Source organism: Bacillus cereus group sp. BfR-BA-01430 (assembly GCF_022663115.1).
GTDB lineage: Bacteria > Bacillota > Bacilli > Bacillales > Bacillaceae_G > Bacillus_A > Bacillus_A cereus_BD.
This window is the reverse complement of the sequence record NZ_JAKUEW010000003.1, coordinates 61,507-87,453: the sequence shown is the minus strand read 5'-3', so window position 1 is coordinate 87,453 and position 25,947 is coordinate 61,507. Positions and strand designations below refer to the sequence as shown.

Below are 25,947 nucleotides of genomic sequence, written 5' to 3'. Positions count from 1 at the left end.
AAATGGATAAAAAGTTTGTTATAATAGCCTAGTCAAAGAAAAGGATTTAAAAAGCGGAGGCATACGTATGAAACAATTGAAAGGGATTATTATTTTAATCATTGCAGTTCTTTCTATTTTAGTGGCTGTTTATGAAGCACTTATACCGACAGAACAAGTAAAACAAAAGGACGGTACATATGATCAAGTTCTAGAATTTCCGAAAGAGCGTTATCCAGAAACCGGAAAGCATATAGAAAATGCAATAAAGGAAGGACATTCTAAAATCTGTACGATTGATAGAAATGGCGCTGGCGACAGACGAAAGCAATCTTTAGCTCCATATCCACCAAAAAAAGGATATGATCGTGATGAATGGCCGATGGCAATGTGTAAAGAAGGAGGCAAGGGGGCCCATATTGAGTATATTAGTCCTGCTGATAATAGAGGAGCTGGCTCATGGGTCGGTAATAAGTTGGATAAATATCAAGATGGTACACGTGTGAAATTTGTAGTGAAATAACGGAAGACGGGAGTGTTGTTTATGGAATTAACAATTTCTTATGCGCAGTTCATTGTAATGAATTACGATGGACCACCACCGGATATAGAGTGGACGGATGAGGCGTTTGAGAGAGGATATGTGCAAGCGGATGATGCGGTTATTTTTGAAGCAATCTCTGATTATACATGTGAAGTAGAAGGATATGTAGGTCAGCATAGAGAGAGAGAAGGGATTGTAAGAAAGGTATCTGTTCCTTTTGTTGTAAAAGATGAGGGAGTGTTTGTGAAAAGTATTCTTTCTAATACAGTGCATATTGACGTTCCAAAAGGAAATTATATGTTAGTGTTGCAAGTGATTCCCCTTGAAGAGCCAACAGATGATGAACTGTATAGAGTGCGATATGAGTTATATTTTGAAAGAGAAGAATAGTTATGACACTACGATTTGAGAAGAAAGCGAGTTACATAAAAAATAGGTATCCCTATCGAGTAGGATACCTATTTTTGTTAAGCGTTCGTTTTCAGTAGTGTACGAGCTTCTTTTGCAGCTTCAACCATATGTTCTAAAGCAGGTAGAACTTCTTCTGTTCTTCTTGTTTTTAATCCGCAGTCTGGATTAATCCAAAAGTATTTTGGGTTACAAACTTTTAAAGATTGCTCTACAATTGTATACATTTCTTCTTTACTTGGTACACGTGGACTATGAATATCGTAGACTCCTAGACCAATTCCTTTTTCATATGTCGTATGTTCGAGTGTATGGATAAATTCTCCGTGACTTCTTGATGTTTCAATTGAAATCACATCAGCATCTAACGCGCGAATCGCATCGACAATATCTTCAAAATTGCTATAGCACATATGCGTATGAATTTGTGTTTCATTTGCCACAGAAGCTGTTGCTAAGCGGAATGACTGAACTGCCCACTCAATATATGAATCCCAGTCCTTTTCTTTTAATGGCATACCTTCGCGAAGAGCTGGTTCGTCAACTTGAATGACTCTAATACCTGATGATTCAAGTCGTTCAATTTCATGACGAAGTGCTAGTGCAATTTGGTAAGATACTTCCTTGCGAGGGATATCATTTCGAACAAATGACCAATTTAGAATTGTTACAGGACCTGTTAGCATACCTTTTACGACTTTATTTGTAAGACTTTGTGCATACACAGTTTCTTTCAATGTCATGTCGTTAATAAATGCAACATCACCGTAAATGATTGGTGGTTTCACACAGCGTGAACCGTATGATTGCACCCAACCGTTTTTAGTAAAGGAGAATCCAGCAAGTCGTTCACCGAAGTATTCCACCATATCAGTTCTTTCGAATTCACCATGAACAAGTACATCAAGGCCAATATTCTCTTGGTAGCGAATCCACTTTTTGGTTTCTTTTTCAATAAAGTGTTCATACTGTTCGTTTGTAATCTCGCCATTCCGCCATTGTTTACGCGTTTGACGAACTTCAGGAGTTTGCGGAAAACTACCGATTGTCGTTGTAGGAAGTAACGGTAATTGTAAAGCTTTTTGTTGCAAATCATAACGTTGTTCAAATGGAAGAGGACGAGAGAAGTCTTCTTCTTTCAGAGATGTTCTCGCTGCTTGAACATCTTTTCGATTTCTTGCAGCGGAAGAGTGAGCTGCTTCATGAGCGTTACGATAAGTAGCGATCTCTATTTCGATACTGTTCACACCTTCAGAAAGGCCACGTTTTATAAGAGTAAGTTCTTCTAATTTTTGGTTTGCAAATGCAAGTGCATCAAATAGTTCCGGTGATAAATGTGTTTCTTCTGTCTTATCAACTGGTGTATGTAATAAACTACACGAAGGTTGAATGATCCAATCTTTCGGTGCAATGCGTGTCTTTAATGCTTCAAATAAAGTGAAGACCTCATCAAGATTGGCTCTCCAGATGTTACGCCCATCTATACAGCCGATAGCTAATGTTTTCTCGGCCGGAAATCCATGTTCTACAATTGCTTTTATATTTCCTTCTTTACCGTGAACAAAGTCCAGTCCAATGCCGGCTACTGGGAATGTAATAAGTTCTGTATAGTTTTCTTCAACGTTATCAAAATATGTTTGTAAAATTATGTTTGCACTTGGAACTTCTTTTTGAATGGTTTCATAAAGTTTTTTCGCCTCTATCATTTCCTCTTTTGTTAAGGAAACAAAAATAGGTTCATCAATTTGGATGAGTCGCGCTCCAGCTTCATGAAGCTCATGTAATAATTGTACATATGGTGCAACGAGTTTGTGTAAAATGGTGGAGAATTGATCTTGTGTATATCCTTTTGCTAATTTTAAAAATGTATAAGGGCCTAATATAACAGGCTTTCCGTCTATTCCTAATTCTCGCTTCGCTTCCTCATATAAGCGGAGTGGACGATTATCTTTCAAAGAAATATTTAGTCCTTCTTCATACTCAGGAACAATATAATGATAGTTTGTATTGAACCATTTTGTCATTTCAGAGGCTACATGATCTTTGGAACCGCGTGCCATTGCAAAATATATATCAAGGTAAGAGGTGAAGTTTGAAAAACGTGATGGAATAAAACCAAGCATATAAGCAGTGTCTAGCACGTGATCATAATATGTAAAATCACCAATTGGAATGAAATCGATTCCTTTTTCTTTTTGAACCTTTAAACGTTGAAGATGGATTTCTTTCATTGTTGTTACAAATTGTTGTTCGTCAATTTTTTGTGCCCAGAAGGCTTCCAATGTTTTTTTCCACTCTCGCTGTAATCCAATTCGTGGATAACCTAAATTACTTGTGTGAAGTGCCATTTAAATTCCCTCCTTAATTATAAGTAAGCATTTCGGTTTACTCGGAAATGCACGTAACAATAAGCATAAAAGGATATAAAATAACCTTAGCTTATTGTTTGTAACACCTAATCATCATCCGTGAGTCTATCAGTGTTGTTAAAATAGGCAGGTCTCCTGGCTTATGCCTTATACAATTTCTTTCACCTTCCCATTTTCACAGTGGCATAGAAAAAAATCTTGGCAGTTACAGTGGCGGGACCGCGTTGGAATTTCACCAAACTTCCCTTTTAAATACAAATCGTTTCATTTGTGTACCTATTTTCCTCATTGAAAGGAATTTAACAAGCGAATATGATATTGAAACAAATTCTAACATAATTTTTAGAATTTTGTCTACTGTTTTAAAATAACAAAATTCTAATTTTTTGTTTCTTATGATCCGGAAAAATATATTAGGTAGTGTGAATTGTATGCTAGATCATTTTTGTCCCGCTATTTTAAGGCAGTAAGACTCTAACCTCAAAATTCAGAGCGAAGCAAGGTGATAGGTGAGAGCTCATAATCAGTGGAGGGGATGAAGAAACCCCCACTAATTAAAGTTTCACTTTATCTTAACTTACTTGTTTATGTTTCTTCTTTTCGCCTGTGAAAAGTCGCTCTTTACCCATTAATAAAATGCAAATAAGACTTAAAGAAGCGGGGATAAGTGCCCAAAGAAATGTATCAGCAATCGATGTTGTAAGCGATTGTTTAATCAAACTAAGTACTTCAGGTGAGATTTTTTCCGTAGCATGCGGTGTTAATAAAAAGCTCGTGTCTCCACCTTTTGGGGCTAGTTTTGCAAATTCAGGTGGGAAAACGACTTTTAACTGATTAGCAAAAATATGATTTTGAATCGTACCAAAAATAGTTACACCAAGAGTCATTCCAAGAGAGCGGAAGAATGAGTTTGTAGACGTGGCAGCTCCTCGTTCTCTCATTCCTAAGTCGTGAATAGAAGACATACTTAAAACTGAGAATGAGAACCCAACACCTAAGCCAGTAAGAATCATAAAGATTGTTACAAGTGTTCGTGGTGTTTCTATCGTTAATGTACTAAGTAAATAAATACCGACGATAAAAAATACTCCTGAGATCATCATAATGTTACGATAGCTCGTTCGTGAAGCAAGTTGTCCGCCTGTTTGGCTTCCAATTACTGAACCAATCATCATTGGTGTTAAAATTAACCCAGCGTTGGAAGCTGAGCCGCCAAGCACGCCTTGTACGAAGATAGGAATATAAACTGTACAAATAATAAAAGTTGCGCCATAGAAAAATGCAACTCCTTGACTTGCTGCAAATAACCGTTTTTTAAATAGATGGAAAGAAATGATAGGTTCAGTTGCCTTTTTCTCTACAAAAAAGAAGAGGATAAGCATAATGGTGAATATTGTAAATAAACCGATGATTACATTCGAATTCCATGCGTATTCTTTACCCCCAAGCTCTAGTGCGAACATTAAACAGACGATACTGATAACAAGCGTGATTGCACCAGCCCAATCAATTGTTTGTTTTCTATGTTGTAATGATTCTTTATAATACTTCGAAATAAAGAAGAAAGAAATAATACCTAATGGAATATTAATATAGAAAACCCAGTGCCAGCTTATATAATCAGTGATATAGGCACCTAATAAAGGACCGAAAACACTTGATGTTCCAAAAACGGCACCAAATAGCCCAGTCATTTTCCCGCGTTTTTCCGGTGGAAAGATATCGTACATAATGGTAAAAGCAATTGGCATAAGGGCGCTGCCGCCAATTCCTTGAATAGCTCGATAAACGCTTAATTGTTCAATGCTTGATGCTGTACCACAAAGAATAGAACCGAGTAAAAAGATTAATAGCCCTCCAATATAAAAGCGTTTGCGTCCATACATATCCGACAAATTTCCAAAAATAGGCATTCCGGCCATTGTAGCTACCATATAAGCGGATGTAACCCAAACAAACTTATCAAATCCTCCTAAATCACCTACAATTGTCGCCATGGCAGTTGCAACGATGGTGTTATCCATTGCTGCCATTAAAATACCAAGTAACAATCCAGTAACAACAAATTTTGTTTTCCTTATTTTGTTTTGTGTTATCTGTGTTTCCAAATATAGTCCTCCTTTAGTATGAAAATGAAATAGTCTTATCTCTCAAAGATATTTTGTTTAAGAAATCGAAGTACAATTCATAAAGAATATTGTTATATACAGTTTGACTTGTACTATGAGAATTGCGCAAAAAGCATATTATAGTCAAATTTGACTAAAAGGCAAACTGTTTTCTTAGGTCAAAATCTTCACGCCTATAAATAAGAACTTGAAACTTGGAGCTATAAGGAATAGGAAATCATATGCTTTTCTATTATTTAAAATGGTTTTTCTTTTCATTGTTGAATAAGAATAGAGAAGAGAGAAAAATGGTAAGAGCTTATGTATTGAGCGGATGGAGTGATAAGAAGTTGGAAAAGAATACGTAAGCAGGCTGGGACGTGCGCAGTAAAGATGTACAGTTGATAGATCTAGAATGAGGTGAAATGAGTTATGAGAGCATGGAAGTGTATTTCAAATCAAGAAATGTTTCTTATGCCCCTGCAACCTATTTTATGGATAGAAGGAGGAGGAAAAGGAGAAAAGGAGAGTACAGCTGTTCCAAATGTAACAGCAACTTTACAAATTCGTAGCATGGAAGAAGAGAATTTTTCATATCAAATTGTTTATGATATAGATCGTATTCTCTATATGCAGCTTGAAATCGAAAATAAGGGAGAAAAGGAGATTTCTCGTATAATTGTAAGTCACATGATTCGGGATCATTTTTTGTATGTACCTAATACATTAGAGATGAATAAAGGGACAGGAGAATTTTTATTTCAACTTGTTAGATGGCGAATTGAAAAATTGCTTCCTAACGAAAAAGCTCGGTTAGTTTGTCAGCTCAAAATAGCAAGGCCTAATATCCTTGATACGATGTCATTAAGCGCTACATATACATTTCAGTCCGCAGGAATAACTTACGGACCTTTGCAAACGAAAGCAGCACGTATAATAAAACGATAAAAGGAACCATTTCATTGGTTCCTTTTTTTAGTGAAGATTGTGTTTTTTTAGTAATTCTTTTTGCTCTATTCCTTTTTTACCTACATAGTTGTTTTTGTATCCGAAATATAGAATGAATAAGAATGACGCGACATTTATAATAGCATCAATTTGATCATGTGTAATAAAGGTTAATCCAAATGATTCAAATAGTAGTTTTAAAGATAAAAGAAATCCTGCAACAAAGCGTATAATGTCTGATACATTTTCTTTTTTGAACATGATATTCCTCCTTGTTATCAAGCTTATATACTATATATATGAAATAGAATAAAAAACGAATACAAGCTTATAAAAAGAAAGGGTGCGAAATTCGTACATTTTTTTGAGGCAAAAAATATTATTATTATAAAAACATATAGTATGAGTAAAGGAGGTTATACATGAAGCATAAAGGGAAAATTAGTGGGTTATTATTAGGAAATACAGTTGCAGTTACAGAGTGGATTGCTTTGCAGGATGTAATTGCCAAAATGGATGCTCGTTCTTTTTGGACCGTCCTTATTATTTATATTATACAAATGATATTCAGTTATTATTTTGGGCATCGTTATGATAAAAAGCAGGGAGAAAGCCATGATCGGTTAGGAATAAAAAGTAATGAATTTATGATAGATTTTTTTGGGAAAATGGCTGCCTTGTCAGAAAGGAATACCCACAAAGTTACTGTATACATGATTTCCATTTATGAATGGAGTGAATTAATAAGCAATTTGCAAGAGAAAAAAATAAATCAGTTAGTAAAAAAGGTAGAAGATATACTTGTAAATACGGTTCGGAAAAGTGATGTTGTGGCACGTTGGGAAGAAAATCAATATGTAATTATAGCGGTTGATAATGGATATGAAAATTCTAGTATAATCAATCGATTTTTAAATAATATAACGAAAGAACTAGAAAATGATATGGTGAATATTACATTTTTATTTGGAGCTGCTAGTTATCCGATAGAAGGAAGAACAATAGAAGAATTATTAAATAAGGCGAAAACGAATCTATATAAAAATAGGGACCTAAAAAATCATAAATAGTAAAAAAGTATTTCGTAACAATTTTATCTCTTTTGTTACAAAGAAATGGTCTTTTGTAACAAAAGTCTTTAAAAATACATGTAATCAGCATATAATTGTGAGGGATGTGTCAAGCTATTTTGCACATTGTTTTTTTAATTGAAAGTGTAGAGAGGGAAGGACTCTACACTTTTCCTTTTAAGGGAAGGAAAAGAAAAATTGTAAGTTGTTGCAAGTCAGCCTTTACAATGTGTAAAATGAACAAGTAGATTGGTAGAAAGAGAGAAAGGAAATGGTACAATGATAGACGTAAGGAGTCAGAGCCAGCGATCGCCTTTCGTCAGGCGGCTGGTAATAATTGCTCTCGCAATCAGTGCTATCGCAGCAGGGTTTTTCTTGTTTCGCTCCTTTACATCGCCTGCGAAGGCTGTAGCAAATCAAGTGAACATCGTTCAGATGGCTAGTGAACAGTCTAAAGTTGAATTAGCTAAGCAAGCACCGGTGAAATTTAATGGACAAGTACGTAAAGTCGCTTATTTAACATTTGATGATGGACCGAGTGAGTTTCAAAAAGAAATTTTAGATATTTTAAAGAAAAATGAAATAAAAGGGACCTTTTTCATGATTGGTAGTAATATTGCATCCCATAGTGAGAGTGTGAAACGTTTAGTAAAGGAAGGACATTATCCTGGTGTTCATAGCATGACACATAATTATGCGAAACTTTATAAACAAGGGCAATTTGTAGAAGAGATGAAACAAGCACAAAATATGGTGAAAGATATTACAGGGATTCATCCAAAACTTGTTCGTTGTCCATATGGTAGTATGCCAGGATTAAATCAAGGGTTACGTGATCAAATGGTAGCCGCAGGTATGAAAGAATGGGATTGGACGATTGATTCTTTAGATTGGAAATTATCAGGAAATCCAAATGGTGTAGTGCAAAATGTAATTTCAGGGGCTAAACAAGACCGAGAAGTTATTTTAATGCACGAGAAGAAACAAACTGTACAAGCTTTACAAACAATTATTAATGATCTTCGTAAAAAAGGATATGAGTTTGAAGTATATGAGGAATCAGCTCATTTCCCATTAAATTTTTGGCATGATGATCGCATTTAAGTAGGAGGAAAATACGTTGAAGTATAATAAAATAGCAATCGTAACGGCATTATCTATGACTTTATTAGCAGGGTGTTTTGGCCCAAAACCAGAGGAAGAACTATATGTGGCATTTGAAAATGCTGCAAAGCAAGAAAAAACGATGTTTGAAGACGCAAAAAAATTAGAAGCTATGGAAAAAGAAGGACAAGCATTATACACACAAATTGTGCAGGAAGGAAAGGACAATAATCAAGCTGTGAAAGAAAAGCTTAACCAAGCTATTAAAAATACAGCAGAGCGTGGAAAAATCATTAATAAAGAAAAAGACGCATTAAAGAAAGCGCAAGAAGAGATGAAGTCAGTTGATAAATATGTAAAAAAAATTGAGGATAGTAAGTTAAAAGAAAAAGCGGATCAAGTGAATCGTACATATGAAAAACGACATGAATCATTTAAAAAGATGTATGACAGCTACACGAAATCATTAAAAGCAGAAAAAGAATTATATACAATGTTACAAGATAAAAATGTAAAATTAAAAGCGATTAGTGATAAAGTGAAAGCAGTAAATCAATCTTATAAAGATATCGATACTGAAAAAGATAAGTTTAATGAATATACGAAATCATATAATAAAGAAAAAGTCGCTTTCTATAAAGAAGCGAAAATTAAAATTAAAGAAGAAAAATAAGGTTTGGCCATATGGCCAAACCTTATTTTTTTGTATACGTACGTCGATACCACGGAATAGCTTCGTTTAATTTTTTTTCTTGTTTTAAGGCTTCAGGACCGATGAAATTTTGAAGGGTCTTCTTTGCTGCTGTTAAAGAAAGGGTAGTTTTGGGATTACGATAGGAAGATTCAAGAGCACCAAGATGTGGGAGAGTACGAAAATCATCTTTTGTGGGAGGAATGTGGAAAAAATAATCACCTAGACGGATCAAGACATCAGACTGTTGTTGACTGAAGCGTGGATTTCTAGAAAAATGTAGACCTTCTTTAATTGCCTTTTTTTCAGCGATTAGGCGCTCTAAAGCAATTTTTTTTAACCAATATAAATATTTAGGGTTTGTAGCTGCCTTTGCATGACGATTTACAACAAAAATAGATTGAGCTAATTGATTAACAGAATATTGTTTTTGTGAATGAGATTGAGGTTGGGATTGTTTCATTGTATGGATCTCCTTTCTAGTTTTTCACTATTATAGCATAAATAGAATAAGTCATTATTATATACAAAAAATGATTGTGTATATGTTTAATATTAAAGCAATCTTGTTCCAAAAAACAACTATTTTGTATAATAGTGATAGGAAGGGGTTTTAGAAATTTGATTATGAAAGAGTGAAAAAAATGAAAGATATATTGAAACAGCAATATGCCATTATCGATATCGGTTCGAATACGATGAGGTTGGTAATTTATGAAAGACAAAATGGTGGCTTTTATAAGGAGATTGAAAATATAAAAGTTGTCGCTCGTCTAAGAAATTATTTGCGAGGCGGTCTATTGATAGAAGAAGGCACAAAAATATTACTTCAAACATTGCGCCAATTTCAAGAAAGTACAAGGTTCTATCATTTACAAAATGTACTTTGTGTTGCTACAGCGACTATTCGTCAAGCTAAAAATCAGGAGGAAATAAAAAGGCTTGTTGCAAGAGAAACAGACTTTACGCTTCGGATTTTGTCTGAATATGAAGAAGCACGTTATGGGTATTTGGCAGTCATGAATTCCACTTCATTTTGTGAAGGGATTACTGTTGATATCGGCGGAGGAAGTACAGAAGTTACATATTTTAAAGATAGAGAAATTGTAGAATATTATAGTTTTTCATTTGGAGCTCTTTCTTTGAAACAACAATTTATTCAGCATGAGATACCAACTACAGAAGAATTGAAGAAATTGAGAAACTATCTATATGATCAATTTCAAACGTTGCCTTGGTTAAGAGGAAAAAAACTACCGCTTATTGCGATTGGTGGTAGTGCTAGAAATTTGGTCAAAATTCATCAAAATTTAATTTCCTATCCTTTAGCAGGCCTACATCTGTACAAGATGAAAGAAAAAGATATAAAGGATGTACAAGAAGTGTTGATGAAGCTTTCTTTTGCTGATTTACAAAAGTTAGATGGATTAGCAAAAGATAGAGCAGATACAATCATTCCAGCGGTTGAAGTCTTTCATATTCTCACAAATATGATTGAGGCGCCAGCATTTGTATTAAGTAGGAAAGGTTTGCGGGAAGGTGTATTTTATGAAGAATTAACAAGGGGATTTGGAATTTCCTATTATCCAAATGTGATAGAAGAAAGCTTATATTTATTGTCACATGAATATGAAATAAATATGGATTTTGTTATTCAGCTTATTAAACATGGAGCGGTTATTTGTAAACAGCTTGAGAAAGCTGGACTTATTTCTTTATCAGAACAAGACTGGAAAGCATTTTATCAAGCGGCTAAAGTATTTAATATTGGGAAATATATCGATGAAGAAGCAAGCCGTTTACATACATTTTATTTATTAGCGAATAAAACAATTGACGGTATGATGCATAAAGAGCGAGTTAGATTGGCACTTATTGCTTCATATAAGTCAAAGGTGTTATTTAAGCAGCATTTAGCGCCATTTGAAGATTGGTTTGACAAAAATGAGCAGAAAAAAATGCGCTTTTTAGGAGCGGTATTGCAATTTTCGGCTGCTTTAAATGTGAGGCAGCGACAGCTTATCGAAAACATACACATAGAACGAAATAAAGATGCACTTGTATTTCAAGTCTTTTGTAAGCAAGCCGTTTTAGCAGAAATAGTGGAAGCAGAGAAACAAAAAAAACAGTTAGAAAAGATATTAAAGATGAACATTCAGTTGATATTTACAAAAGAATGTTAAGAAGTACGGATATCTTTACAAAAATTTTACACTTAAATAAATTGGAATTTGATACAATAAATGTACTTAAATTATATTGAGAAAGTTTCAAGGGGAAGTGTGAATAGAATGGAATTATTGAAGGGGAATAGATTAAATTTAAATGATACTGCTTATTACAATAATAGAGAGTTAAGCTGGTTAGCTTTTAATGAGCGCGTATTAGAAGAGGCAAAAGATGTGGGGAATCCGCTTTTAGAAAGATTGAAGTTTATTAGTATTTTCAGTTCAAATTTAGATGAATTTTTCATGGTGCGTGTAGCTGGATTAAAAGATCAAGTAAAGGCTGGATTTAATCAACCGGAAAATAAAGCGGGATTAACGCCAAAGCAACAGCTTAACAAGATTTCAATGAAGGCTCATGAATTAATGGAAGTTCAGTATGATACATTTAAAAATGTCATATTACCTGCACTTAAAGAAGAGGGAATTGAACCTTTAGGATTTCAAGATTTAACAAAGGAACAACGTGCATTTATTGAAGAATATTTTGACGAACAAATTTTCCCTGTTCTAACACCTGTAGCGATTGATGCGTACCGTCCGTTTCCGATGCTTTTAAATAAAAGCTTAAACTTAGCTACTATTCTTTATGATGAAAAGCAAGTCGAAGAGGAAAATCGGACGAAACTTGGCATTGTACAAGTGCCATCATTGCTGGAACGTTTTATTTTTTTACCAAGTGAAGGCCAGAAGCAGAAATTTATTTTATTAGAGGATGTTATTAGTAGCTTTACTCATAAATTATTTACAGGATATAAAGTATCATCTGTTACACGCTTTCGCATTACACGAAATGCGGATTTAACAATACATGAAGAAGGCGCACGAGACTTATTAAAAGTAATTGAGAAAGAGCTGAAAAAACGGAAATGGGGCGCGGCTGTTCGCTTAGAAGTTGGAGAAGAGCATGTTGATGAAAGAGTGTTAACTCTTTTGTATGAAGTATTAGAGGTAAAAGATGAAGATGTGTACATGATAGATGGCCCACTGGATTTAACATGTTTATTTTCTCTTTATAAAGAATTAGCACCTTTACATGAACACCTTGTATATCCAGCGCTGATTCCGCAACCGCCACGAGATTTAGATGATGAAGAAAATGTATTTGAAAAAGTGGAGGAGCATGATATTTTATTGCATCATCCGTTTGAATCGTTTCAACCTGTTATTGAGTTTATACGTGATGCAGCAGATGATCCGAATGTATTAGCGATAAAACAAACACTGTATCGTGTAAGCGGAGATTCTCCCATTATTCAAGCATTGAAGACAGCGGCAGAAAAAGGGAAACAAGTAACTGTATTAGTTGAATTGAAAGCTCGATTTGATGAAGAAAATAATGTGCATTGGGCAAAGGAACTTGAGCAAGAGGGATGTCATGTTATTTATGGTGTGAGTCACTTGAAGACGCATAGTAAAATTACCCTTGTTGTCCGAAGAAAAAACGGAAAAATCGAAAGATTTGTGCATTTAGGGACCGGGAATTATAATGATGCTACTGCGAAATTATATACGGATTTTGGCTATATTACATCTAGAAAAGAGTTTGGAGTAGATGCAACAAATTTCTTTAACTATTTAAGCGGTTATACAACAAAACCACATTTTCATCAGATTTCAGTAGCACCTTTTGATATTCGTAAACAATTTATGGATCTGATAGATGAAGAAATTCGTTACCATAAACAATATGGGAATGGACGTATTATTGCAAAGATGAATTCTTTAACAGATAAACCGCTAATTAAAAAGTTATACGAAGCATCGCAAGCCGGGGTTAAGATCGAACTCATTGTGAGAGGAATATGCTGTTTGCGCCCAGGCATTCAAGGAGTAAGTGAAAATATTCGGGTAATTAGTGTTGTTGGTCGTTACTTGGAGCATAGTCGCATTTATTATTTCCATCATAATGGTCATGAAAAAGTTTACTTATCTTCAGCGGACTGGATGACACGGAATATGGAAAAAAGAATCGAAATATCTTTTCCGATACTAGAGTTTGAAATGAAAGCTAGAATAAAAGCAATTTTGCAGCTTATTTTAGCCGATAATGTGAAAACTCGGGAACAAAATAAAGATGGTGAATATTATTACGTAATAAATAACGAAGTTGAAAAAATTGATAGTCAAGTGAAATTGTTTAAGCTAGCTTATCAAGAGATGGATGCAGAATGAAATGAGGAGAGAGAGCCAAAAAGGGCTTTCCATCAAATGACATACCATATATAAGTTCGTCGTTGCACATATATAGTACTGAAAAGAGGGGATCCCGTAACTTTTAGGATACCCTCTTTTGCTTTCTCCTTCCAATATTGTTAGTGAAAAATGAGGATGGAGAAAATAGTTTGTTAAACTTGCATAATCCATTCATAAATACAGTTATGTTTAGAAATGGATGGGAAATGACTATTAATAAAAGTACGGTTGGCAAGAAGCTCCGTAACAAGGATATGGTGCTGGTGGATAAGGTGGATAGAATGGTCGAGGACCAAAGGCCAATGCCCCGCCAAGTAATCCGCCAGCAATTCCAGCTAAAAACGGAACACCAAAAAATGGTAGAAAGCGTGAGTCTCCTGCTGGACCAACAGGTGCTGAACGAACTGGGATGGGCTGATAGTAGGAATACATGTAACAACCTCCTTTATTGGACTCATTGTTATCATATGGGGGAAAAACGTGGATGAGCGAGTACAAGAAAGGATATATGAAAATAGGCGTAAGGGTGTTACTTTTCCGTATACTGTAATGTGAAAAGGGTGATTTCAGGACGAGCCATAAATCGAAAGGGAATTCTAGTCCTGCCAAGACCACGGTTCACATAGAGAACTAAGTCATTGATATGGTAAAACCCTTCAATATATTGTTTAGCAAGCGTTGAAGTAATAACGGCCCCTAGAAACGGCAATTGAACTTGCCCGCCATGACTATGTCCAGAAAGTTGGACATTTACTGGGAATTTGGCGACTTTTGATGCTATATCAGGTTCATGAACAAGAACAATTGTATAGATATTGTGTTTCATATGTTGTAAAGTTTCTTCAATTTTTGGTTTTCCAAGGAGTATGTCATCAATTCCAACAATAGAGATTTCGGTACCATCGAATAATCGAATTCTCTTTTCTTTGTTTTGAAGCAGTTCAAAGCCGGATTCACTCATAATTTGCTGATAGTATTCCGTTCCATAACCGCCGTGATCGTGATTTCCATAGATTGCAAATTTTCCAAACGGCGCTCTAATATTACGTAAAATAGCAGAGACGAAAGGAGTTTCGCCATATGTTTGATAATTATCGATTAGATCACCAGTAAACAGGACGATATCGGGTGTAGCATCATTTATTTTAGAAACAATGGTTGATAAACGCTGAAGAGAGAAATAATAACCTAAATGTACGTCGCTAAATTGTATAATTTTCATACCATGAAAGCTTTTAGGGATAAGGGAGGATTGAAGTGTATGGTGTGTAAAAGATAGGAAATTAGGTTCTATATATTTTGCGTAGTAATAGCCGATACCAGCTGTAATACAAGTATAAAGGCAAGTGCGTATTCCTGTTTTCATAAAATTTCTTCTTGTCATTTGTTTCATAGAATCATGGATAGGTTTCATGTTTTGAAATAAGGAATATGAATACGATTCATAATGGGTTACCTTTCTCCTTTCTAGTAAGTTCTTGTATATAAAGATATCAGAAAAAATTAAAAATATAAAGAATTCTATCCGATAAAATGGTAAAATGAATGTGTATTCATTTTTGAAGGAGGGGATAGGATTGGAACGTAAAGTAGTCGTGATAACAGGCGGTTCAAGTGGAATGGGGAAAGGGATGGCAACTAGATTTGCGAAGGAAGGAACAAGAGTTGTTATTACAGGGCGTACGAAAGAAAAGCTGGAAGAAACAAAAAAAGAAATTGAACAATTTGACGGACAGGTTTTAACAGTACAAATGGATGTTCGAAATACGGAGGATATTCAGCGTATGATTGAATCTATTGATAAGGAATTTGGACGTATCGATGTTTTAATTAATAACGCGGCAGGTAATTTTATTTGTCCGGCAGAAGAGTTATCTATTAATGGATGGAATGCTGTAATTAATATTGTATTGAATGGAACGTTTTATTGTAGTCAAGCGGTAGGAAAGTATTGGATTGAAAAAGGGATAAAAGGAAATATCATTAACATGGTAGCTACATATGCATGGGATGCTGGCCCTGGTGTAATTCATTCCGCAGCAGCGAAAGCTGGAGTGCTAGCAATGACAAAAACGTTAGCTGTAGAATGGGGGCGTAAATATGGTATTCGCGTTAATGCGATTGCCCCTGGTCCGATTGAAAGAACAGGTGGTGCAGATAAATTATGGATTTCAGAAGAAATGGCAAAACGTACCGTGCAGAGTGTTCCACTAGGAAGATTGGGAACACCAGAAGAAATCGCAAGCTTAGCGTTTTATTTATGTTCTGATGAGGCAGCGTACATAAATGGAACATGCATGACAATGGATGGTGGACAACATTTACATCAGTATCCGTTTTAAAGGGATGGGGACATAGATCGGAATCATGATCTATGTATCGTAAAATGTGACGAATTTGTGACACGTTAGAAAAAGGTATTTACAGAAGAGTGTATATGAGGTATATTTAAGACCTCTTTTTTCTTCATAGTAGAATTGCTAATTCCCCTTAGCATTTTACCCCTCTAATCCCTTCAGGAAAACTGAAGGGATTTTTTATTATTTTTCTATACATACCGTGTTATAATTTTTTGAAAAGTAAAGGGAGGGAAGCAGTTTGATAGACGCATTAGATGTAATGAGTAATTTGGATAAAGTCCTTCCTTATTATCAAGCTATTTTTAGTGCTGATGAACATACAGTAGTTGGATATGAAGTAGTGGGACGTATCCAAACAGAAGAAGGGATACAAAGCCTGTCTTCTTTCTTTCATGATGATTCTGTTCCAAGTGAGTTTCAGCTTGAAGTGGATAATAACATTGTGGAAAAAGCTTTAAATCAATATTTAAAAACAAATCAATCTTTTTTATTGTTTATACACCGAAATGTTAATGTGCTAATGAATGATGAAGAAGAAAGTTTACTACAGCTTTTATTGATGTACGAAAAAAAAGGATTAAACGTAAGCAATATTGTTTTAGAAATAACGGAGCATGAGTGTAAGGAAGACATTGAACAATTTAATCATTTGTTAATGTATTATCGTACATATGGCATTCGAATTGCAATCAATAAAGTAGGAACAGGTATGAGTAATTTGGAACGAATTAGTGTGTTAGCACCTGATATTTTGAAAGTAGATTTAACAAATTTAAGGCAAACAGCCCTTTTACAATCATACCAAGATATTTTGTATTCTCTATCCCTACTTGCAAGAAGAATTGGTGCAACTTTATTATATGAAGAAATTGATGCGTTTTACCAACTGCAATATGCATGGAAAAACGGAGGAAGATATTATCAAGGGGATTATTTGAAAGAGTGCTTGCCAGATTTTATTGAAGCAAATATTTTGAAAGAACGTCTTGGTAATGAGTGCCATCAATTTATTCAACATGAAAAGAAGAAATTACAAAAGATTTATCAGCTCACCGAAACATTGCGTGAGCAAGTTGGGAATATTTTATTAAAGCAAAAAAAGAATGAAAATGTGAATGAGTGGCTATTACATTTTAGTCAACATGTATCGTATTGTAGCTTCCGTGTCTTTATCTGCAATGAAGATGGTTTTCAGCAATCAGGAAACATTATGAAAAAAGATGGGGAATGGATTGTTATGCCTGAATATTATATGAAAAATTGGAGTTGGCGCCCATACTTTTTAGAAAATATAATGAAAATGCGATTTGAGAACAAAGCGAGACTGTCGGATTTATACGCAGATATTGAAACAGGGGAAATGGTGCGAACATTTTCTTTTCCGGTTGACGACGAACATTTCTTATTTATTGATTTATCGTATGAATTTTTATATGAAGAAGATGTTTTATTTTAATGCACGAAGCAATTCGTGCATTTTTTTGTTTGTTTTTATCATAAATTGGTAATAGTGAAAATGGTGGTGAAAATGCTGTCTATCATTGTAAAGATTTTACGAACGAAACCATCACTTTCTTTGCATAATCATTGTTACAATGAATACTACAAAGACAAGCTCTTGTAAAGGAAGGTGAAAAAATGAGGAAATATGGAATATGGTTTGTTCTATTTTTGTGTGTTGCCTTTCTAGTGGGGTATAGTGTTACAACGGTTCTTGGGAAAGAAGAAATGAAAGTAAATCAAAAAGAAATATTTACAACAATTCAAAAAGGATATGAAGCGCAATTTTCGATTCGTGGAAAACAGTTATCAATGGAAAAAATGTATGAGGTACTGTCACCATATTTTACAAATAACTTCTTACAAGTGTTTACGGATGAAAATAGTAATCATGACAAACAAAGTGGTGAATATTTACTTCCTACAAAAGAAGCCCCTTTTAGTTTTTCTTCTCAAACGAAACTAGCTTATAATGAAGAGTATCGTCTTTTATATGTATATGAACGCGGAAAAAATAAACAGTATCAAATTGTTACGTTACAAAAGGATGACGGAAGATGGAAGTTAGCTGGCTACCATGAAAGTCAGGAGCTTTTGACAGAAATAACAAAATCACAAGAATTAAAAGAACAGGAATAGTGCATTTTGCCTATTCCTGTTCTATATTTAATAACTGTTGTAATTTCTCAATTTGAAAGCCAGCGACTATTTCTCCATCAACAACAACAGTAGGTGTTGAATAGGAATCGTAATCATATAACAAACGATCACGAGCAGCTGCATCTTTTTTTACGTTAAATTCTTCATAGGCTACGTTATTATGTTTTAAAAATTCTTTTACAATTGCACATGGTGGGCAATCAGGTTGAGTATAGACCTCGACTTTTTTCATAATGATTCTCCTCCTATTTTCTGTTTTTTATTATATTCTCCAGCTAAAAAAACCGCAACAAAGAAGACAAAAGATATTCTTTCTGCTTTTTACCTCTTATTTCGACAAATTTTAGTTGAGTTTCTTGCTAATACCCTTTATCCTAGAGTGTGGGACATTTTTTCTGTTATGACGGATAGAATGAGTATAGCTGTAAAACATAATTGATAGGAAGATTAGAGAAAGGAGAGATTTCATGTCTCTACTCCAAGGAATTTTAACTCGACTTGTTAGTCTACAAGAACAAGCTGAAAGCGGTGAAGTAGCACAACGCTATTTCGAAGTGAACGGTGAACGTAAATGTAGCGTGAAATTTTTTGATAAAAGTGAAATGTATGAGTTAGAAGTGTATCAACAAGGTGAAAAACCACAAGTATATCAATTTGATAACATTGATATGGTTGCGATTGAGATTTACGATATCATTTCTTGATACATATAAAAAAGGTATCGCCAAGGGGCGGTACCTTTTTTGTATGTTAAGAATCGCATATGAGCACTTTCATTCGAATTTGTAAAAGTATGTATAATAAAAATTTTTTCTTCCTACACTGATAATAAAATTTTTTAAGGAGTGGTGAAGGTGGAAGGGATGCCGAGGGTTATTTGTCCTAAATGTCATAGTATATTTGAAATAAAGGATGTATTAACAGCTCAGTCGAATCAAAATGTTATTTACACATGTCCCTCGTGTCAGTATATCATGAGAAATATTGAGACGAGTAAAGGATAGAAGTGTTATATTTTTTACTTTTGTCCCATATAATGAAATAACAAAAAAGTCTGTCTAATCGGGAGGACGTGACTATATGGGCGGGGAGCATAAATTTTATAATATATCCGAAAGATACATGGATTTTGAAACAGTGTTTACTCGTATTTGTCATTTTATTAAAAGAGATCCAAGGAATTTATACCGGTTATCAATTGGAACTGATTCGCAAGCACATCAAAAGGAAACTCGTTTTGTTACAGCAGTACATATTCATCGTGTTGGTAAAGGAGCATGGGGATGCTTGCACTATAAAGCTATACATCAAAAATTACCAACATTACGCGAAAAAATATATTTAGAAACACAACTAAGTCAAGAGATTGCATGTTTATTTACAGCAGAACGGATGCAGAAGATCTGGGATTTATTGCATCCTTATGCTCATGAAGGTGCTGGTTTTGTAATGGAAATTCACTTGGATATAGGAAATGATGGGTTAACGAAAGAATTTATTTCTGATATGACAAGAAAAATAAGAGAGATGGGATTGACCGCTAAAATCAAACCAGATTCTTATGCAGCCTTTAGTTATGCAAATCGATATACAAAATAAAAATGAATTTTTTGTCTATTAAATTAAATAAATATTTTATATAATAAACAAAAGGAAATGATTGTAAGGAGAGGAGTACATGCAGAAAGAATTTGGATTAACAAATGAAGAAAAAGAGTTATTGTTAGAAGTTTTATTTCAACAAAATTATGCAAGTGAAATTTTAGCTGTTGAGCTGACAGATATTGAAAGCGGCCTTAAGAAAACAAATATTTCCCAATATAAAAGAATCGCGAGATTATTTTATAGATTAAAAAATGAAGGTTATTAAGGACTACCAGAAAGGTAGTTTTTTTTTTGAGTTCTATGATAAAATGATGTATGTATATTATATTTTATAGGAATTCGTTACGGACAACATAACGATGTGAAAACGCTGTCATAATATATGAATAACAGTGGGAAATAAAGTGAAACTTGAATGAGCGGGGGATTTTCTTCATCCCCTACTCATGATGAACCCTCACCAAATGGGCTGTTACGGGCAGTTAATCTCCCACCTAATTTCTCTGCTTCTCTCTGAATCTTGAGGTGGGAGTCTTACTGCCCTAAAATAGCAGGATAAAAAAGAAAGCAGAAGGTTTTTCAGGCTGTACGGGAAATTGTTATGAACAGGAAAAAGGGATAAAAATGGGGGATGTAAAATGATTAGTATTCCGAAAGATGAGTTTCAACAAGTTCTTGTAAAGGATTTAATGATTTCATCAGAAAAGGTTGCACACGTTCAAATTGGTAACAGTTTAGAGCATGCGTTACTTGTTTTAGTGAAGTCCGGATATTCTGCAATTCCTGTGTTAGATCCGATGTATAAATTGCATGGGCTCATTAGTACTGCCATGATTTTAGATGGAATTTTAGGATTAGAGCGCATTGAATTTGAGAAACTTGAGAATATGAAAGTGGAAGAAGTAATGAAAAAAGATATTCCGTTCCTTAAGTTAGATGATTCATTTACGAAAGCATTAGGAATGACGATTGATCATCCTTTTATTTGTGTTGTGAATGATGAGGAGTACTTTGAAGGCATTTTAACGCGACGAGCTATTTTAAAGCTGTTAAATAAAAAAGTAAGGCAGTATAATCGGTAGTGAAGGGCAAGCGACTTCGTAGACAAAAAAGAAGTCGCTTTTTTATCGTGCATCTATTATATTTAAAAAGAAATAAAGATGAAAAGGTAAGCAAACTTTACACTTATTTCACCATGAAAAATGTAAGTTAGACTGTGCATGTTAATAAACATAATGCATATATTGAGGGTAGATGGGTGTTTCGTCATGTAATGACAATACGATAGGGATTTTATGTTAGAAAGGTCAGCTTGGATATTCTCCATTGACTTAATGTTTGTTTTATATGTAGGACAAGGAAAGAGGGAGAAAGTTGCAAATCGATGATTTTCAAATGATGGTTGTCTTAGCACAAGAATCCAATATGAGAAGAGCGGCGGAGCGTTTATTTGTTTCGCAGCCTGCACTAAGTCAACGATTACAATCTATGGAGAAACAATGGGGAATGAAATTTTTTATTCGCTCGCAAAAGGGATTGACAATTACACCAGAAGGGGAAAAGGTAGCTAGTTATGCGAAGGAGATGTTAGAAAGAGAAGAAGCAATTAAGAGTGAGTTAGCAATCTACCACACTGAGACATATGGAACTTTGAAAATTGCTGTTGCTTCTGTCATTGGACAATATTGGTTACCTCCTGTTTTGAAAAAATTTGTACAAAAATATCCTTTTGTGAAGATCTCGCTTTTTACAGGTTGGAGTAGCGAAGTGCAAAAGCATTTTTATGAAGGAGACGTCCATGTTGCTATTTTAAGAGGGACGCAAGAATATAAAGGGCATAAACAACAATTATTTGAGGATGAATTATACTTAGTTGATACAGAAATAAAAGATATTTCTATGCTTAAGGATACAAATAGACCTTTTATACAATTTAAAAGTGATTCAACATACTATGGGCAAATTCAAAATTGGTGGTACGGGCTATTTTCTAATCCTCCTAAACGTACAATCGTTGTAGATCAGATTGAAACGTGTAAGCAACTTGTTTTAAATGGTATTGGCTATGCTTTGTTGCCTTCTACAGTGTTAAAAGAAGTAAAGACAAATACATATAAAACACCTGTACAATTAACAAGAGAAACTTGGCTATTAACAAGTGATTCTGCTAGACAATTAAAGCAAGTGCAAGCATTTTTAGAAATTATAGAAGAAATTCAAAAGGAAAAATAAGATTATTATCTTGCTACTAGCTCTTTCGTTTGATAGAGTAACAATATAAATGGATTTAGGAGGCAACAAGCATGAAAATGATGGATGCAAATGAAATTATTTCATTTATTCAAAAAAGTGAAAAGAAAACTCCTGTGAAGGTATACATAAAAGGGGATTTAAAAGAGGTAACATTCCCTGAAACCGTACAAGCATTTGTGAACAAAAAAGCGGGTGTGTTATTTGGAGAATGGTCTGAAATTAAGGCGGTTCTTGAAGAAAATAAAAAACACATTGCAGATTATGTTGTGGAAAATGACCGTCGTAATTCTGCAATCCCAATGCTTGATTTAAAAGGTATTAAAGCACGTATTGAGCCAGGTGCGATTATTCGTGATCATGTCGAAATTGGTGATAATGCTGTTATTATGATGAATGCAACAATTAACATCGGTGCCGTAATCGGTGAAGGTTCTATGATTGATATGAACGCTGTATTAGGCGGACGTGCAACAGTAGGTAAAAACTGTCACGTAGGTGCAGGTGCAGTTCTTGCAGGTGTTATTGAGCCACCTTCTGCTAAACCAGTTATCATTGAAGACGATGTTGTAATTGGTGCAAATGTAGTTGTTTTAGAAGGTGTGACAGTAGGAAAAGGTGCGGTTGTTGCAGCGGGTGCGATTGTAACAGAAGATGTACCTCCATACACAGTAGTTGCAGGGACACCAGCACGTGTCATTAAAAAAATTGATGAGAAGACAAAATCTAAAACAGAAATTAAGCAAGAGCTTCGTCAATTAAACCCAGAAAAATAAAAAAGCAAAAAGCGTAAGGGAATGAAGAAGCCCTTACGCTTTTTATAAATGGCGGTGTAGACATGACAATCAGTAAATTTGCACAAATTCGTAGGGATTTACATAAAATTCCTGAATTAGGATTTCAGGAGTGGAAAACACAGCAATATATTTTAAATTATATTGAGACACTTCCTAATGAACACATTGAAGTAAAGACATGGAAAACAGGGGTTATCGTTAAAGTTAAGGGAAAGAATCCATTAAAAACAATTGGTTATCGCGCGGATATAGATGGTTTGCCAATTGTAGAGGAAACAGGATATGAATTCGCTTCGACTCATGAAGGAATGATGCATGCGTGCGGTCATGATTTTCATACTACAATTGGCTTAGGATTGCTTACAGCTACTGTAAATGACAGAATAGATGATGACCTTGTTTTTCTATTCCAGCCCGCTGAAGAAGGGCCTGGCGGGGCACTTCCTATGCTAGAAAGCGAAGAATTAAAAGAATGGAAACCAAATATGATTCTTGGGCTTCATATTGCACCAGAATATCCAGTCGGAACGATTGCTACAAAAGAAGGGTTACTCTTTGCAAATACATCAGAATTGTATATTGATTTAAAGGGGAAAGGTGGACATGCGGCATACCCACATATGGCGAATGATATGATTGTTGCGGCTAGTCATCTTGTTACCCAGCTTCAATCTGTCATTAGTCGTAATGTGAATCCATTGGATAGTGCAGTGATTACAATTGGTAAAATTACAGGTGGAACCGTTCAAAATATAATTGCAGAAAAGTCTCGTTTAGAGGGGACAATTCGAACATTATCTGTTGAATCAATGAAGCGAGTGAAAGATAGAATTGAAGCGATTGTTGCTGGGATTGAGGCTGCATTCCAATGTGAGGCGGTTATTGATTATGGTGCAATGTATCATCAAGTATATAATCATGAAGCATTAACAAAAGAATTTATGGAGTTCGCTTCAAAAGATACGAATATGAATGTGGTTACTTGCACGGAGGCTATGACGGGAGAAGATTTCGGATACATGCTTCGCGATATTCCAGGATTTATGTTTTGGCTTGGTGTCGATTCTGAATATGGTTTGCATCATGCGAAACTAAAGCCAAATGAAGCGGCAATTGATCGAGCAATTGAATTTTTAAATCAATATGTAAAATGGAAAGGGAACAGGGAGTAGACCTGTTCTTTTTTTACGACACGATTTTGGAGAGCAATCCTCGGTGGGGAGATAAAGGATTTTTAAAATATGTTCTACGAAAAATTAGAATGGGTGTAAGGGGAGTAAATTCGGCATATAAGTTAGCAAAGAAGCGATATGTTTTAGTTTACTTTTTATATAAAACGTGTGTAAAATCAATGTGATACATTGAAAAAGGTGGGGAGTCAGGTGCAAATCAGTAGTGCAATATTATGTTTCTTTCTGTATACATACGTTATTATTGCTGCGATATATTTCGGTATCAGCTTTTACGCATATCGCTTAGCTAATAAAGATGAATATAAAGAAACATACCAGTGGGTGAAGAAATACTTATCCCCTGTACTAGAAATTATGAATGGCTTTGTTCTTTTTTTATTTATTGGATTAGTTGCATTTTCAACAAGTTTTGTCGGAAATAAGGCAACTTTATTTGGAATCGGTATTATTATTTTTATGCTGTTAGGTGTTCGAATTGGGAATGCTGTGTTTTGGAATGAACAGAAAATTGATGGTTGGACAGGGATGTTCATTCCATGTATGCTTGCTGCTATCGTTACAAATATAGAACATGAATATTACCAGCTTCATTTTTGGTTAATTATTGTTTTAACAATTCTTTCTGTTTTATATATAAGTACTGCGTTTTTGACGTACTGTGCAAATGAAAAAGGGGATAAAAATGGTGTTCGCTTTTTTAGGGGGAGAGCACTATTTTGGAGTGTGCCAACAATGTTTGTAATAGTGGTTATCGCAGTAATTATGAACGGCCATCATTTTGGAGGGTGGCAACTATTTTTTGGAACATGGTGGATATTTATCATTTCCTTTTGTGCTTTTTTAGGAGCGACGCATTATTTATTTCATCAACATCACTATATGTGGGCACTTTTATTTGCTTTTGCGCAACTGTTGTTTGCATTTTTTGGTCAAGAAACATTAGTATTCGTTTTTCAAACGTTTAGTTCGTTTGGGAATATTTTTGTATTTGGAATGCTAGTCTGCAGTATTTCATTGTATGTACAACAATATTTTTACATCCAAAAACAGTAGTAGTAGGCAAGGTTCGCTAGTGAAAATAAAGTATGCTACAATAAAATGAAGTTGGATTTGATGTTATTGGAGGAATTCATGTGAGTGAAAAAGAGAAAGAGTTTGCTGTCATTGGACTTGGGCGTTTTGGAGGCAGCATTTGCCGTGAATTAGCACAATTAGGTATGGAAGTAATGGCAATTGACTTAGATGAAGATAAAATTAATGAATTTGCAAATATTGCATCTCATGCTGTAATTGCAGATTCCACAGATGAAATGGTCTTAAAAAGTCTTGGTATCCGCAACTTTGATCACGTTGTTGTAGCAATTGGAGATAATTTAAATGCTAGTATTTTAACAACACTTATTTTAAAAGAATTAGGCGTGAAAAATATTACTGTAAAAGCTCAGAATGATTATCATGAAAAAGTATTAAGTAAAATAGGGGCAGATCATATTGTTCATCCTGAGCGTGATATGGGAAAACGTATTGCAAATAATATTGCTTCTAGCAACGTATTAGATTATTTAGAGCTTTCAGATGAACATAGTATTGTAGAGATTATAGCTAATAAAAAAATCGATGGTCATTCGTTAATCGAACTGGATATTCGTGCGAAATTTGGCTTGAATATCGTAGCGATAAAACGAGGTAAAGAAGTGATTGTCTCGCCGCGAGCTACTGAAAATATCCAGTCTGGGGATATTTTAATTGTGATTGGTCATGATGACGAAGTGGATCGTTTTAAGCATTTCTTACGATGAAAGAATCGTATGAAAAAAGGCTTGGCTGTAGATGAGGTCACGGAAAAAATCCACTTCATAATAAAAAGGAGCCCATCACCTACTATATATAGGTGATGGGCTCCTTTTTTTGTAGCTAATGTTTCGTTGGATTGTTATCAT

28 protein-coding genes and 1 riboswitch are annotated in these 25,947 nt (G+C 34.6%); of the genes, 21 read left to right on the top strand and 7 right to left on the bottom strand.

Annotation, left to right across the window (positions count from 1 at the left end; genetic code table 11):
- Positions 1 to 67: 67 nt before the first annotated feature.
- On the top strand, positions 68 to 502 hold the full coding sequence (locus MR058_RS08675) for a NucA/NucB deoxyribonuclease domain-containing protein (RefSeq protein ID WP_242143587.1): 435 nt from the start codon (positions 68 to 70) through the stop codon (positions 500 to 502).
- A gap of 21 nt (positions 503 to 523) precedes the next feature.
- Positions 524 to 913 (top strand): competence protein ComJ, encoded by a 390-nt coding sequence (gene comJ, locus MR058_RS08670; protein ID WP_242143586.1) that lies wholly within the window; start codon positions 524 to 526, stop codon positions 911 to 913.
- Between the two features lie 77 nt (positions 914 to 990).
- On the opposite strand, the gene metE is transcribed toward comJ, so the two are convergent.
- Together metE and MR058_RS08660 are read right to left on the bottom strand one after the other, a co-directional pair.
- Positions 991 to 3,279: a 5-methyltetrahydropteroyltriglutamate--homocysteine S-methyltransferase gene (gene metE / locus MR058_RS08665; RefSeq protein WP_242143585.1), complete on the bottom strand. Its 2,289-nt coding sequence runs from the start codon at positions 3,277 to 3,279 to the stop codon at positions 991 to 993.
- Between the two features lie 129 nt (positions 3,280 to 3,408).
- Positions 3,409 to 3,595: riboswitch (cobalamin riboswitch) on the bottom strand.
- A gap of 277 nt (positions 3,596 to 3,872) precedes the next feature.
- Positions 3,873 to 5,408, bottom strand: a complete 1,536-nt coding sequence (locus tag MR058_RS08660) for an MDR family MFS transporter (protein WP_242143584.1) — start codon at positions 5,406 to 5,408, stop codon at positions 3,873 to 3,875.
- Positions 5,409 to 5,840: 432 nt separating this feature from the next.
- Here MR058_RS08660 and MR058_RS08655 point away from each other — a divergent pair, with 432 nt between their 5' ends.
- A complete protein-coding gene (locus tag MR058_RS08655) occupies positions 5,841 to 6,356 on the top strand; it encodes a hypothetical protein (RefSeq protein ID WP_242143583.1) in 516 nt (171 codons plus the stop codon).
- A gap of 27 nt (positions 6,357 to 6,383) precedes the next feature.
- Here the strand turns inward: MR058_RS08655 and MR058_RS08650 are convergent, their stop codons facing one another.
- Positions 6,384 to 6,617, bottom strand: a complete 234-nt coding sequence (locus MR058_RS08650; protein ID WP_242143582.1) for a phage holin — start codon at positions 6,615 to 6,617, stop codon at positions 6,384 to 6,386.
- A gap of 161 nt (positions 6,618 to 6,778) precedes the next feature.
- On the opposite strand from MR058_RS08650, the gene MR058_RS08645 reads away from it, so the two are divergent.
- From MR058_RS08645 to MR058_RS08635, 3 genes are all read left to right on the top strand, one after another.
- Positions 6,779 to 7,426 carry a diguanylate cyclase domain-containing protein gene (locus MR058_RS08645; protein ID WP_242143581.1) on the top strand — a complete coding sequence of 216 codons (648 nt, stop codon included), beginning with the start codon at positions 6,779 to 6,781 and terminating at the stop codon, positions 7,424 to 7,426.
- Between the two features lie 279 nt (positions 7,427 to 7,705).
- Positions 7,706 to 8,530 (top strand): peptidoglycan-N-acetylglucosamine deacetylase, encoded by an 825-nt coding sequence (locus MR058_RS08640; RefSeq protein WP_242143580.1) that lies wholly within the window; start codon positions 7,706 to 7,708, stop codon positions 8,528 to 8,530.
- 55 nt (positions 8,531 to 8,585) lie between these two features.
- Positions 8,586 to 9,203, top strand: a complete 618-nt coding sequence (locus MR058_RS08635; protein ID WP_242143786.1) for a YkyA family protein — start codon at positions 8,586 to 8,588, stop codon at positions 9,201 to 9,203.
- A 22-nt stretch (positions 9,204 to 9,225) separates the two neighbouring features.
- Here the strand turns inward: MR058_RS08635 and MR058_RS08630 are convergent, their stop codons facing one another.
- Positions 9,226 to 9,684 (bottom strand): YkyB family protein, encoded by a 459-nt coding sequence (locus MR058_RS08630; RefSeq protein ID WP_242143579.1) that lies wholly within the window; start codon positions 9,682 to 9,684, stop codon positions 9,226 to 9,228.
- 181 nt (positions 9,685 to 9,865) lie between these two features.
- Between MR058_RS08630 and MR058_RS08625 the strand changes: the two genes are divergently transcribed.
- Positions 9,866 to 11,404: a Ppx/GppA family phosphatase gene (locus tag MR058_RS08625; protein WP_242143578.1), complete on the top strand. Its 1,539-nt coding sequence runs from the start codon at positions 9,866 to 9,868 to the stop codon at positions 11,402 to 11,404.
- A 108-nt stretch (positions 11,405 to 11,512) separates the two neighbouring features.
- The gene (locus MR058_RS08620; RefSeq protein ID WP_242143577.1) at positions 11,513 to 13,621 is read left to right on the top strand and encodes an RNA degradosome polyphosphate kinase; all 2,109 of its coding nucleotides are present in this window, start codon (positions 11,513 to 11,515) and stop codon (positions 13,619 to 13,621) included.
- 234 nt (positions 13,622 to 13,855) lie between these two features.
- Here the strand turns inward: MR058_RS08620 and MR058_RS08615 are convergent, their stop codons facing one another.
- Both MR058_RS08615 and MR058_RS08610 read right to left on the bottom strand, forming a co-directional pair.
- Positions 13,856 to 14,074, bottom strand: a complete 219-nt coding sequence (locus MR058_RS08615; protein WP_242143576.1) for a hypothetical protein — start codon at positions 14,072 to 14,074, stop codon at positions 13,856 to 13,858.
- Positions 14,075 to 14,171: 97 nt separating this feature from the next.
- On the bottom strand, positions 14,172 to 15,035 hold the full coding sequence (locus tag MR058_RS08610) for a metallophosphoesterase (RefSeq protein WP_242143785.1): 864 nt from the start codon (positions 15,033 to 15,035) through the stop codon (positions 14,172 to 14,174).
- 184 nt (positions 15,036 to 15,219) lie between these two features.
- Here MR058_RS08610 and fadH point away from each other — a divergent pair, with 184 nt between their 5' ends.
- From fadH to MR058_RS08595, 3 genes are all read left to right on the top strand, one after another.
- Complete coding sequence (gene fadH, locus MR058_RS08605) at positions 15,220 to 15,984, top strand: 2,4-dienoyl-CoA reductase (protein ID WP_242143575.1); 765 nt, start codon at positions 15,220 to 15,222, stop codon at positions 15,982 to 15,984.
- A 256-nt stretch (positions 15,985 to 16,240) separates the two neighbouring features.
- Positions 16,241 to 17,458, top strand: a complete 1,218-nt coding sequence (locus tag MR058_RS08600) for an EAL domain-containing protein (protein WP_242143574.1) — start codon at positions 16,241 to 16,243, stop codon at positions 17,456 to 17,458.
- A gap of 182 nt (positions 17,459 to 17,640) precedes the next feature.
- Positions 17,641 to 18,141: a DUF3993 domain-containing protein gene (locus MR058_RS08595; RefSeq protein ID WP_242143573.1), complete on the top strand. Its 501-nt coding sequence runs from the start codon at positions 17,641 to 17,643 to the stop codon at positions 18,139 to 18,141.
- 10 nt (positions 18,142 to 18,151) lie between these two features.
- Here the strand turns inward: MR058_RS08595 and MR058_RS08590 are convergent, their stop codons facing one another.
- Entirely contained in the window at positions 18,152 to 18,394 is a 243-nt protein-coding gene (locus MR058_RS08590; RefSeq protein ID WP_242143572.1) for a glutaredoxin family protein, read from the bottom strand.
- A 235-nt stretch (positions 18,395 to 18,629) separates the two neighbouring features.
- Between MR058_RS08590 and MR058_RS08585 the strand changes: the two genes are divergently transcribed.
- The 10 genes from MR058_RS08585 to MR058_RS08540 all read left to right on the top strand — a co-directional run bounded on the left by MR058_RS08585 (position 18,630) and on the right by MR058_RS08540 (position 25,806).
- Entirely contained in the window at positions 18,630 to 18,866 is a 237-nt protein-coding gene (locus MR058_RS08585) for a YkuJ family protein (RefSeq protein ID WP_000055151.1), read from the top strand.
- A 150-nt stretch (positions 18,867 to 19,016) separates the two neighbouring features.
- A complete protein-coding gene (locus MR058_RS23460; RefSeq protein WP_242143571.1) occupies positions 19,017 to 19,166 on the top strand; it encodes a zinc-ribbon domain-containing protein in 150 nt (49 codons plus the stop codon).
- 76 nt (positions 19,167 to 19,242) lie between these two features.
- A complete protein-coding gene (locus MR058_RS08575) occupies positions 19,243 to 19,761 on the top strand; it encodes a ribonuclease H-like YkuK family protein (RefSeq protein WP_242143570.1) in 519 nt (172 codons plus the stop codon).
- Between the two features lie 79 nt (positions 19,762 to 19,840).
- Entirely contained in the window at positions 19,841 to 20,032 is a 192-nt protein-coding gene (gene abbA, locus MR058_RS08570; RefSeq protein ID WP_242143569.1) for an antirepressor AbbA, read from the top strand.
- A 373-nt stretch (positions 20,033 to 20,405) separates the two neighbouring features.
- Positions 20,406 to 20,849, top strand: coding sequence for a cyclic-di-AMP-binding protein CbpB (gene cbpB, locus MR058_RS08565; RefSeq protein WP_242143568.1), 444 nt, complete (start codon positions 20,406 to 20,408; stop codon positions 20,847 to 20,849).
- A gap of 292 nt (positions 20,850 to 21,141) precedes the next feature.
- Positions 21,142 to 21,999: a LysR family transcriptional regulator gene (locus tag MR058_RS08560; protein WP_012095141.1), complete on the top strand. Its 858-nt coding sequence runs from the start codon at positions 21,142 to 21,144 to the stop codon at positions 21,997 to 21,999.
- Between the two features lie 71 nt (positions 22,000 to 22,070).
- Complete coding sequence (gene dapD / locus MR058_RS08555) at positions 22,071 to 22,793, top strand: 2,3,4,5-tetrahydropyridine-2,6-dicarboxylate N-acetyltransferase (RefSeq protein ID WP_242143567.1); 723 nt, start codon at positions 22,071 to 22,073, stop codon at positions 22,791 to 22,793.
- Positions 22,794 to 22,855: 62 nt separating this feature from the next.
- The gene (locus MR058_RS08550) at positions 22,856 to 23,986 is read left to right on the top strand and encodes an N-acetyldiaminopimelate deacetylase (RefSeq protein WP_242143566.1); all 1,131 of its coding nucleotides are present in this window, start codon (positions 22,856 to 22,858) and stop codon (positions 23,984 to 23,986) included.
- Between the two features lie 210 nt (positions 23,987 to 24,196).
- Positions 24,197 to 25,060: a cytochrome C oxidase assembly protein gene (locus MR058_RS08545; protein WP_242143565.1), complete on the top strand. Its 864-nt coding sequence runs from the start codon at positions 24,197 to 24,199 to the stop codon at positions 25,058 to 25,060.
- An 80-nt stretch (positions 25,061 to 25,140) separates the two neighbouring features.
- A complete protein-coding gene (locus MR058_RS08540) occupies positions 25,141 to 25,806 on the top strand; it encodes a potassium channel family protein (protein WP_012095136.1) in 666 nt (221 codons plus the stop codon).
- Positions 25,807 to 25,947 lie beyond the last annotated feature (141 nt).